This window comes from Cellulosimicrobium composti (assembly GCF_010287905.1).
GTDB lineage: Bacteria > Actinomycetota > Actinomycetes > Actinomycetales > Cellulomonadaceae > Cellulosimicrobium > Cellulosimicrobium composti.
In genome coordinates, this window is the sequence record NZ_JAAFAN010000107.1 from 1 (window position 1) to 7,497 (window position 7,497).

Here is a 7,497-nt window from a genome sequence, read left to right on the forward strand (position 1 = left end):
GGGGGGGGGGGGGCGCGGCCCCGCCCGGGGGGGCGGGGCCCCCGGGCCCCCCCGGCCGGGGGGGGGCGCGGGCCCGCGCCCCCGGGCCCCGGCCCACGCGCGGATCAGATGTACGCGGCGCCCAGCAGGCCGGCGAGCACGCCGCCGACGAGCGGACCGGCGACCGGGACCCAGGAGTAGGACCAGTCGCTCGAGCCCTTGCCCTTGATGGGCAGCAGGGCGTGGGCGATGCGGGGGGCGAGGTCACGAGCCGGGTTGATGGCGTACCCGGTCGGGCCACCGAGGCTCGCGCCGATGCCGACGACGATGAGCGCGACGGCGAGCGGCCCCAGGCCGGACGGCGTCTTGCCCGAGACGACGACGAAGAACACGAGCACGAAGGTCGCGATGACCTCGGTGAGGAAGTTCCACCAGTAGGAGCGGATCTCCGGACCGGTCGAGAACACGGCGAGCTTGGTCGCGCCCGGCGCGTCCTCGTCGAAGTGCTTCTTGTACGCGAGGAACGCCAGGACCGCGCCGATGAACGCGCCGAGCATCTCCGCGCCGAAGTACATGAACATGTTGCCGACGGTCGGCTCGATCGTCGCCGTGACGACGCCCTCCGGGCCGGTGATCGTCGCGAACGGCTGGTCCGCGGCGAAGAGACCGATCGTGACGGCCGGGTTGAGGTGCGCGCCCGACTTGTGCGCGACGTAGACGCCGGCGAAGACCGCGAGGCCCCATCCCCAGTTGATGAGGAGCCAGCCGCCGTTGAAGCCCTTGGTCCTCGGCAGGATGACGTTCGCGACGACGCCCGCACCGAGGAGGATCAGTGTCGCCGTGCCGAGGACCTCGGACCAGAAGGCGTTCATGAGGAGTTGATCCATCGTGCTCTCTCTTTCGTGGTGGACTTCTCTGTCTCAACCGTCCCGGCGCGCCTGAGCGCCGGGTCCTCGGGCCGGCCGCCGTCGGCGTGCGTCCCGTGAGGTCGGTGTGCGGGGCCCGGGCCGGGCGCCGTCCGTGCGGACGGCGCCCGGGACCCCGCGCGGTGTTCAGGTGTCAGGTGGTGCGCAGCGGCTGCAGCGGCGACACGTCGTCGGCCTGCAGCCGGACGCGCTCGGCGGACGCGTCGTCGGTCTCCTGCTCGGCGGCGGCCTCCGCGTTCGCGCGGTCGGTGTAGCTCGCGATCTCCGTCTCCCGGGTCGCGTCGTCCCACCCGAGCAGCTCGCCGGCGATCCCGGCGATCTCGGGGAGCGCCGCGAGACCGCGGTCGGGGACCTCGTAGTTGAGACGTGTGCGGTGCAGGAGGAGGTCCTCGAGGTGCAGCGCGCCCTCGTGCGAGACGCCGTAGGCGATCTCGGCGCGCAGGTACGCCGGCGCGTGCTCGAGCGGCTTCGCGAGGTCGGGCCGCGCCTCGCACAGCTCGACGATCTCGCGCAGGTTGGACCCGTACCGGTGCAGCAGGTGGTCGACGAGCGCGGGCGTCCAGCCGTAGCGCGAGGCCCAGGGCCGCGCCTGGCGCCGCACCGCGTCGAGGCCGACGGCCCCGAGCAGCGGGATCTTGTGCGTGATCGAGGGCAGGGCGCTCGCGCGCTGGCCGATCGCGAAGTCGACCGCGTCCTTCGCCATGACGCGGTACGTCGTGAGCTTGCCGCCCGCGATGACCGTGAGGCCGGGCGTCGGGGAGGCGACGGTGTGCTCGCGCGAGACCTTCGCCGAGCTCGTGCCCTCCTTGGTGCCGGGCTGCAGGAGCGGTCGCAGACCCGCCCACGTGCCGATGATGTCGTCGCGCGTCAGCGGGTGCGCGAGCACCGCGTTCGCGTGCTCGAGCACGTAGTCGATGTCGGCCGACGTCGCGACGGGGTGCTGGAGCTCCTGCTCCCACGGGGTGTCGGTCGTGCCGATCACCCAGTAGCGCGACCACGGGATGACGAAGAGGACGGACTTCTCGGTCTGGAGGATCAGGCCCACCTGGCCCTTGATGCGCTCGCGCGGGACGACGATGTGGATGCCCTTGGACGCCAGCACGCGCAGCCCGCCCTCGCTGCCGGCGAGCGCCTCGGTGTCCTCGGTCCACACGCCGGTCGCGTTGATGACGGAGCGGGCCCGGACCGTGATCTCCTTGCCCGTCTCGAGGTCCATGAGGACCGCGCCGTTCACGGCGCCCGTCGAGCCCTTGGTGAGCGAGACGACCTGGGTGCGCGACGCGGCGTGCGCGCCGTACGACGCGGCCGTGCGCACGAGCGTCGCGACGAGCCGCGCGTCGTCGACCGACGCGTCCCAGTACTGCACGGCACCGACCGCGGCGTCGTGCGCGAGGTCGGGGAACTTCTTCTCCATGCGGCTGCGCGACAGGTGCCGGTGCAGCGGCATCGCGCGCTTGCCGGGGGCCACGCTCGCGAGCGTGTCGTAGAGGGCGATGCCCGCGCCGACGTAGGCGCGCTCCCACACGCGGTGCTCCAGCGGGTAGAGGAAAGGCACAGGCCGCACGAGGTGCGGGGCGATGTCCTTGAGCAGCAGGTCGCGCTCGGTGAGCGCCTCCTTCACGAGGTGGAAGTCGAGCATCTGCAGGTAGCGCAGGCCGCCGTGCACGAGCTTGCTCGACCTGCTCGACGTTCCTGCGGCCCAGTCCTGCGCCTCGACGATCGCGGTCGACAGACCGCGCGTCACGGCGTCGAGAGCGATCCCGGCGCCCGTGACGCCGCCGCCGATCACGAGGACGTCGAGCTCGGCGTCGGGGGTCGTGCTGGCCTCGAGCGCGGCGAGCGCCTGTCGGCGCGCCTCCGCGGTGAGTCTCGTGGATGCCATCCGTGTTCCTCTCTCGTCCCTCGGGCCTGCGGGCACGCCGCGGGACGGTGCGCCCACGGTGCGCTCACAGCGACGGTCCCACGCCCGACCAGGGTGCGCGAGCGGGAGCCGCCGGTGCGCACGCCGGGTTCCCGGCGCGCTGGCACGCCCTCCAGACGACCACGCGGCGAACGGACGCGCAACCGTGGTGCACAAACGTGCAGAATGGTGGTGAGCGGAAGGAGGCCGTCGTGGTCGATCGGGAGCAGGACGTCCTGCGGGCGGCGTCGATGTACTACCTCCAGGACATGAAGATGGAGGCGATCGCGAAGCACCTGCACACCTCGCGGTCGACGGTGTCGCGCCTCGTGAAGCGGGCGCGCGACACGGGGCTCGTGGAGATCTCGCTGCGCCCCGCCCGGAGCCGCGGCCCGGGGCTGGGGCAGCACCTCGCGAGCACGTGGGGGATCGACGCGTACGTCGTGCCCGTGCCTGACCAGGCGCCGCAGGTCGAGCGGCTCGAGCAGGTCGCGCTGACGACCGCCCGCCTGCTGTCGACGTGGTTCGACTCGAACATGATCCTCGGGATCGCGTGGGGGACGACGCTCTCCGCGGTCTCGCGCCACCTGCCGCGCAAGCCCACGCGCGGGAGCGCGGTCGTGCAGCTCAACGGGGCGGCGAACACGCGCACGTCGGGCGTGCACTACGCGGGCGACCTCATCGCGGGCTTCGGCACCGCGTTCGACGCGCACGTGCACCATTTCCCAGTCCCCGCGTTCTTCGACTACGCGGAGACGAAGCAGGCGATGTGGCGCGAGCGGTCGGTGCGCCGCGTCCTCGACGTGCAGCGCCGCGCGGACATCGCCCTGTTCTCCGTCGGCGCGGTCGCGGGCGGCGTGCCCTCGCACGTGTACTCGGCCGGCTACCTCGAGCCGGAGGACATCGCGGTGCTCGACGCGGAGGGCGTCGTGGGGGACGTGTGCACGGTCTTCCTGCGCGCGGACGGCACGTACAGCGACATCGCGCTCAACGAGCGCGCGACGGGACCGGCGCCGCAGGAGCTGCGGCGCGTCCCGCGGCGCGTGTGCGCCGTCGCGGGCGACAACAAGGTGGCGCCGCTGCGCGCGGCCCTGCGCGCCGGCGTCGTGACCGACCTCGTGGTCGACGAGATCACGGCGTCGCGGCTCGTCGCGGGAGCCTGACCCCCGGCGGGGATCTATGCGCTCGCCTGCATGAGTATGCATCGAGCGCCGATCCGGCGTACAGTGACGCGGTGCCCTCGACCTCCGCCGTCCGCGTCCGTCCCGCCCTGCCCGCGGACGTGCGCGCGGTCCGCGCGCTCGTCGAGCCGTACGCGCAGGCGCGCATCCTCCTCGCGAAGGAGATGGTCGGGTACTACGAGGCCGTGCAGGAGTTCGTCGTCGCCGAGGCCGAGGAGCCCGCGACGGACGACGGCGCCGGGGGGCCGCGCGTCGTCGGGTGCGGGGCGCTGCACGTCATGTGGGACGACCTCGCCGAGATCCGCACGCTCGCCGTCGACCCGGCCTGGCGGGGTCGGCGCGTGGGGCACGCGCTCGTCGTCGAGCTCCTCGCCCGGGCACGCGCGCTCGGCCTGCGCCGCGTGTTCTGCCTGACGTTCGAGGTCGAGTTCTTCCGCGCCCACGGGTTCCGCGCGATCGAGGGGACGCCCGTCTCGCACGACGTCTACGCGGAGCTGCTGCGCTCGCACGACGACGGCGTCGCCGAGTTCCTCGACCTCGCGCGCGTGAAGCCCAACACGCTCGGCAACACGCGCATGCTGCTCGACCTCGACGACCCCGACCGCCCGGACGAGGTCGGCCCCGGCGGCGCGCCGCTCAGCTGATCGGCACGGTCGACGCGCGCGTCACGACGCGGCACGGCAGCTCCTCGACGCCGGGCCGCACGGTGCCGTCGATCGCGGCGAACAGGCGCTGCGCGGCGACGCGCCCGAGGCGCTCCAGGTTCATGTCGACGCTCGTGAGCTGGGGGCGCGCGTTCGTGGTGAGCACCTCCCAGTTGTCGAACCCGATGACCGACACCTCGCCGGGGACGTCCCGGCCGAGCTCGCGCAGCGCGTCGAGCACGCCGCGCGCGATCTGGTCCGACCCGCAGAAGAACGCGTCGACGTCGCCGTGCTGCTCGACGATCATGCGTGCCGCCCCGCGGCCCCACCCCTCGCTCCACGAGCCGAAGAACGTCTGCCCGCCCACGAGCTCGAGGCCCGCGGCGGTCATCGCGGCGGCGGCCCCGGCGGCGCGGTCCTGCGCGGCCTTGTAGCCGGGGTCGCCCGAGACGTGCGCGACGCGCCGGCGCCCGCACGAGAGCAGGTGCTCGACGGCGAGCCGTCCCGCGCCCACGTTGTCCGCCGTGATCGACACGTCGGACGCGTCCTCCGAGGGCGCGTACGCGTACACGACCGGGACGGGGACGTCGGCGCTGAGCGGGGGTCGCGGGTCGGTGCGCGAGCCTACGACGATGAGGCCGTCGACGCGCCGGGAGAGCAGCGCGCGCACGTGGTGCTGCTCGCGGATCGCGTCGCCGCGCGCGTCGCACAGGAACACGGACACGCGGCCCGCGCCGAACGCGTCCTCGGCGCCCATGAGCACGGGGATGGAGAAGCGGCCCTCGAGGTCGCTCGTGAGGAGCCCGACCGTGCCGGTGCGACCCTTGAGGAGGCCGCGCGCGAGCGCGTTGGGTGCGAAGGACAGGCGCTCGGCGGCCTCGAGCACGCGCAGCCGCGTCTCGGCCTTCACCTGGTCGCGGCCGTTGATCGCCTTGGACGCGGTCGCGATCGAGACGCCGGCCAGGCGCGCGACGTCGGTGAGCGTCGCCGCACGCGGCGAGGCGCTCCCGCTCTGGGTCGTCATGAGGCCGTTCCCCCTCCTACCGGCGCGCTCCGCGGCGTCTCCGACGATCGAGCCGTGATCGAACTGTAACCCGGTGCCCCGCTTGACGAGGCTATCGCCCTGCCATACATTCAGAAAACCTTTTCGGTTGGTTTCGGTGCGAGCGGCGACGCGAGCACATGGCTCACGGTCGACGCCAGGACATCGAACACTAGCCGCCTGAGGGGACGGACGGCCACGTGGAGCGCGCCGCTGCGCGACACGTCGACCGAAAACGTGTTCGCCCACAGCGCGGGCACGGGGCGCAGGTGCAACGGCTCGAAGACGAGTACGAGGAGACACGAGATGAAGAACCACCGCGGGACCTCCTGGCGGAGGTCCGTGGCCACGACGACGCTCGCCGGCCTCGTCGCGCTCGGGCTCGCCGCGTGCGGCGGGTCCGGATCCGGCGGCGACGACGCCGCGACGGGCGGCACGGGAGAGGGCGGCGTCGAGGGCGTCGACGACGGCAGCACGCTCACGCTGTGGACGCGCGCACCGCTCGAGAAGCAGGCGAAGCTGCTGGTCGACGCGTACAACGCGAGCCACGAGAACCAGGTCGAGCTGACGATCGTCCCCAACGACGACTACGTGGCGAAGGTCGGCGCCGCCGCCGGCAGCGGGGGCCTGCCGGACCTGTTCGCGGCCGACATCGTGTACGTGCCGAACTGGGTCGAGCAGGGCCTCTTCCAGGACGTCACCGACCGCATCGACCAGCTCGACTTCGCGGACGAGATCAACCAGGGCCACCTCGAGGCGGGCACGTACGAGGACGCGGAGTACGTGCTCCCGTTCGTCCTCGACGTCTCGGTCCTGTTCTACAACAAGGAGCTCTACGAGCAGGCCGGCCTCGACCCCGAGGCCCCGCCGACGTCGCTCGAGGAGTTCGCCGAGCAGGCGAAGGCGGTCGACGCGCTCGGGGGCGGCGTGGACGGCACCTTCTTCGGCGGCAACTGCGGCGGCTGCCTCGTGTTCACCTGGTTCCCGTCCGTCTGGGCGGCCGACGAGGACGTGCTGAGCGCCGACGGCACCGAGTCGCTCCTCGCGAGCGAGACCGCGCAGGAGGTCTACGCCGTCTACAAGGACCTCGTCGACTCCGACGCGGTCGGTGCGGGCACGCGCGACGAGACGGGCGCGACGTGGGTCGCCCCGTTCCAGGAGGGCAAGGTCGGGGTCATGCCGTACCCCGCGACGCTCCTGTCGACCGCCGACGAGACCGTCGACGTCGGCGTCGCGCCGATCCCCGGCCCCGGCGGCGGCGGGTCGACGTTCGTCGGCGGCGACGGCATCGGGATCTCCAAGGACAGCGACAAGGCCGACCAGGCGTGGAGCTTCCTGTCGTGGATGCTCTCGGAGGAGGCCCAGGTCGAGGTCCTCGCCAAGAACGGCGACGTGGTCTCGCGCGCCGACCTCGTGGACAACGAGTACTCGTCCGCCGACCCGCGCGTCGTGACGATCAACGAGGTCGCGAGCACGGGCCGCACGCCCGTCGCGCGCAACTTCCAGCAGGCGTTCAACGCGCCGAACAGCCCCTGGCTCACGCTCGTGCGCAACGCCGTGTTCGGTGACGCGTCGAGCATCGAGCCGGACAACGAGGAGATCACCGCGGTCCTGTCCCAGTGACCGGCGAGGTTCCCGGCGCCCCCGGAGAACCTCCCGAGCCCGCTCACGCGGGACCGCAGGGCTCGCCGCCGCCCGCACCCGGCGCGGCGGCGAGCCCCGTCCGGCCTTCCCTCGCACCCGTTCCTGGAGACCAGCCATGTCCGTGCAGTCCGCGTCCTCGACGCCGCCCTCGCCCGCGCCGCACGGCGCGGCGGCGCGGGGC

At 73.1% G+C, this 7,497-nt stretch carries 6 protein-coding genes; 3 read left to right on the forward strand and 3 right to left on the reverse strand.

The genetic code is table 11. From position 1 onward, the window contains the following. Positions 1 to 104 precede the first annotated feature (104 nt). Positions 105 to 851 carry an MIP/aquaporin family protein gene (locus GYH36_RS18490; protein WP_143314176.1) on the reverse strand — a complete coding sequence of 249 codons (747 nt, stop codon included), beginning with the start codon at positions 849 to 851 and terminating at the stop codon, positions 105 to 107. A 187-nt stretch (positions 852 to 1,038) separates the two neighbouring features. Next, positions 1,039 to 2,787 (reverse strand): glycerol-3-phosphate dehydrogenase/oxidase, encoded by a 1,749-nt coding sequence (locus GYH36_RS18495; RefSeq protein ID WP_024838838.1) that lies wholly within the window; start codon positions 2,785 to 2,787, stop codon positions 1,039 to 1,041. Positions 2,788 to 3,017: 230 nt separating this feature from the next. Here GYH36_RS18495 and GYH36_RS18500 point away from each other — a divergent pair, with 230 nt between their 5' ends. Together GYH36_RS18500 and GYH36_RS18505 are read left to right on the forward strand one after the other, a co-directional pair. Then, entirely contained in the window at positions 3,018 to 3,968 is a 951-nt protein-coding gene (locus GYH36_RS18500) for a sugar-binding transcriptional regulator (protein WP_312028710.1), read from the forward strand. 71 nt (positions 3,969 to 4,039) lie between these two features. Then, positions 4,040 to 4,630 carry an amino-acid N-acetyltransferase gene (locus tag GYH36_RS18505; protein WP_024838836.1) on the forward strand — a complete coding sequence of 197 codons (591 nt, stop codon included), beginning with the start codon at positions 4,040 to 4,042 and terminating at the stop codon, positions 4,628 to 4,630. On the opposite strand, the gene GYH36_RS18510 is transcribed toward GYH36_RS18505, so the two are convergent. Beyond that, positions 4,623 to 5,654 carry a LacI family DNA-binding transcriptional regulator gene (locus tag GYH36_RS18510; RefSeq protein WP_115941996.1) on the reverse strand — a complete coding sequence of 344 codons (1,032 nt, stop codon included), beginning with the start codon at positions 5,652 to 5,654 and terminating at the stop codon, positions 4,623 to 4,625. The two genes, GYH36_RS18505 and GYH36_RS18510, sit on opposite strands and share 8 nt — an antisense overlap. A gap of 324 nt (positions 5,655 to 5,978) precedes the next feature. Between GYH36_RS18510 and GYH36_RS18515 the strand changes: the two genes are divergently transcribed. Next, positions 5,979 to 7,295: an ABC transporter substrate-binding protein gene (locus GYH36_RS18515; protein WP_162290616.1), complete on the forward strand. Its 1,317-nt coding sequence runs from the start codon at positions 5,979 to 5,981 to the stop codon at positions 7,293 to 7,295. Positions 7,296 to 7,497 lie beyond the last annotated feature (202 nt).